Origin of the sequence: Bacillus sp. T17B1, from assembly GCF_026796395.1 — a bacterium.
Classification (GTDB): Bacteria; Bacillota; Bacilli; order Bacillales; family Bacillaceae; genus Bacillus; species Bacillus spizizenii_A.
The window spans coordinates 1-2,082 of record NZ_JALAYA010000059.1 but is presented as its reverse complement, the minus strand read 5'-3'; the positions used below and the strand labels follow the sequence as shown (position 1 = coordinate 2,082).

Here is a 2,082-nt window from a genome sequence, read left to right as displayed (position 1 = left end):
AGGACTTAACCACATTTTGAATAATGTCACACCTGTTATCTAGTTTTGAGAGAATAAGTTTTTTCGAAAAAACACTTGATTTTCTCAAGAATACATAGTATAATGTTAAATGTCACTGAAATTGTCTGGTGATGATGGCGAAGAGGTCACACCCGTTCCCATGCCGAACACGGAAGTTAAGCTCTTCAGCGCCGATGGTAGTCGGGGGTTTCCCCCTGTGAGAGTAGGACATCGCCAGGCAGACTTCATTCCGCAGTAGCTCAGTGGTAGAGCTATCGGCTGTTAACCGATCGGTCGTAGGTTCGAATCCTACCTGCGGAGCCATTATTGGAGAGCTGTCCGAGTGGTCGAAGGAGCACGATTGGAAATCGTGTAGGCGGTCAACTCCGTCTCAAGGGTTCGAATCCCTTGCTCTCCGCCACTGATACTTATACATAATCACATTTGAAAGTCTGGGCCCGTTGGTCAAGCGGTTAAGACACCGCCCTTTCACGGCGGTAACACGGGTTCGAATCCCGTACGGGTCATTATATGATGGAGGATTAGCTCAGCTGGGAGAGCATCTGCCTTACAAGCAGAGGGTCGGCGGTTCGAGCCCGTCATCCTCCACCATTATCATCGCGGGGTGGAGCAGTTCGGTAGCTCGTCGGGCTCATAACCCGAAGGTCGCAGGTTCAAATCCTGCCCCCGCAACCAAATTACATGAACGAAATGAGGAGTGCACGAAGAGTGCAACCCCAATAATTCACTTTGTTAATATGGTCCGGTAGTTCAGTTGGTTAGAATGCCTGCCTGTCACGCAGGAGGTCGCGGGTTCGAGTCCCGTCCGGACCGCCATTTAAATAATAAGGCTCGGTAGCTCAGTTGGTAGAGCAACGGACTGAAAATCCGTGTGTCGGCGGTTCGATTCCGTCCCGAGCCATCACCTATGCCGGTGTAGCTCAATTGGTAGAGCAACTGACTTGTAATCAGTAGGTTGGGGGTTCAAGTCCTCTTGCCGGCACTGTTTTTCAAAACTTAATGTGGAGGGGTAGCGAAGTGGCTAAACGCGGCGGACTGTAAATCCGCTCCCTCAGGGTTCGGCAGTTCGAATCTGCCCCCCTCCACCATTTATAGGGGCATAGTTTAACGGTAGAACAGAGGTCTCCAAAACCTCCGGTGTGGGTTCGATTCCTACTGCCCCTGCCAAATTTATAACATCTTTAGATTATGGCGGTTGTGGCGAAGTGGTTAACGCACCAGATTGTGGCTCTGGCACTCGTGGGTTCGATTCCCATCAATCGCCCCATATTATCATTGGGCTATAGCCAAGCGGTAAGGCAACGGACTTTGACTCCGTCATGCGTTGGTTCGAATCCAGCTAGCCCAGTCTCACTTTTTATTTCAACTGCATATGATGTATTAAGTCTCTTATGATGCGGAAGTAGTTCAGTGGTAGAACACCACCTTGCCAAGGTGGGGGTCGCGGGTTCGAATCCCGTCTTCCGCTCCAATTACGGCGGCATAGCCAAGTGGTAAGGCAGAGGTCTGCAAAACCTTTATCCCCGGTTCGAATCCGGGTGTCGCCTTTCTTTTGCCGGGGTGGTGGAATTGGCAGACACACAGGACTTAAAATCCTGCGGTAGGTGACTACCGTGCCGGTTCAAGTCCGGCCCTCGGCACCAATTTTACTTACATGGTAAGTTGAATTGGTGTTTGCGTGTTTAAACTATAACTGATCATATTAATGATCTACTCAAGTAGATCATTTTTTTATTGCTTTGATTTATCATAAGCAGCTAAGTTCCGATACATGATCATAAAGCTGCTTGAGCCATTATGTTTAGTTAAGTCTCTTAACACTTTTTTATTATTATATTTCCAAAAAAACTTTTTGAAATACGTTGACACTTTAAGAGATCCATGATATATTTATATTCGTCGGTTAGATACGACGTAAAACTTGCCGGTGTGGCGGAATTGGCAGACGCGCACGACTCAAAATCGTGTTCCTTCTGGAGTGTCGGTTCGACCCCGACCACCGGTATTTTAGAACGAAGTAGTATTAACGCTTTGCCGTATATGGGACTGACCCCATAAGAT

The 2,082-nt window shown here is 48.1% G+C and carries 16 tRNA genes and 1 rRNA gene; all 17 read left to right on the top strand.

Annotated elements, in window-relative coordinates:
• The first annotated feature begins 124 nt into the window (after nt 1-124).
• Nucleotides 125-240, top strand: a 5S ribosomal RNA gene (rrf, locus tag MOF34_RS20485).
• Nucleotides 241-249: 9 nt separating this feature from the next.
• Nucleotides 250-324, top strand: a tRNA-Asn gene (locus MOF34_RS20480).
• 5 nt (nt 325-329) lie between these two features.
• Nucleotides 330-421, top strand: a tRNA-Ser gene (locus MOF34_RS20475).
• A 34-nt stretch (nt 422-455) separates the two neighbouring features.
• Nucleotides 456-527 (top strand) — tRNA-Glu (locus MOF34_RS20470).
• A gap of 9 nt (nt 528-536) precedes the next feature.
• Nucleotides 537-612, top strand: a tRNA-Val gene (locus MOF34_RS20465).
• Nucleotides 613-619: 7 nt separating this feature from the next.
• Nucleotides 620-696, top strand: a tRNA-Met gene (locus MOF34_RS20460).
• Nucleotides 697-760: 64 nt separating this feature from the next.
• Nucleotides 761-837 (top strand) — tRNA-Asp (locus tag MOF34_RS20455).
• A gap of 12 nt (nt 838-849) precedes the next feature.
• Nucleotides 850-922: transfer RNA gene (locus tag MOF34_RS20450), tRNA-Phe, on the top strand.
• 8 nt (nt 923-930) lie between these two features.
• Nucleotides 931-1,003 (top strand) — tRNA-Thr (locus MOF34_RS20445).
• Nucleotides 1,004-1,024: 21 nt separating this feature from the next.
• Nucleotides 1,025-1,109, top strand: a tRNA-Tyr gene (locus MOF34_RS20440).
• A gap of 5 nt (nt 1,110-1,114) precedes the next feature.
• Nucleotides 1,115-1,188, top strand: a tRNA-Trp gene (locus MOF34_RS20435).
• Nucleotides 1,189-1,212: 24 nt separating this feature from the next.
• Nucleotides 1,213-1,288, top strand: a tRNA-His gene (locus MOF34_RS20430).
• A gap of 9 nt (nt 1,289-1,297) precedes the next feature.
• Nucleotides 1,298-1,369, top strand: a tRNA-Gln gene (locus MOF34_RS20425).
• 48 nt (nt 1,370-1,417) lie between these two features.
• Nucleotides 1,418-1,492 (top strand) — tRNA-Gly (locus MOF34_RS20420).
• A 5-nt stretch (nt 1,493-1,497) separates the two neighbouring features.
• Nucleotides 1,498-1,568 (top strand) — tRNA-Cys (locus MOF34_RS20415).
• Between the two features lie 7 nt (nt 1,569-1,575).
• Nucleotides 1,576-1,664: transfer RNA gene (locus tag MOF34_RS20410), tRNA-Leu, on the top strand.
• A 280-nt stretch (nt 1,665-1,944) separates the two neighbouring features.
• A tRNA-Leu gene (locus MOF34_RS20405) sits at nt 1,945-2,026 on the top strand.
• Nucleotides 2,027-2,082: the final 56 nt, after the last annotated feature.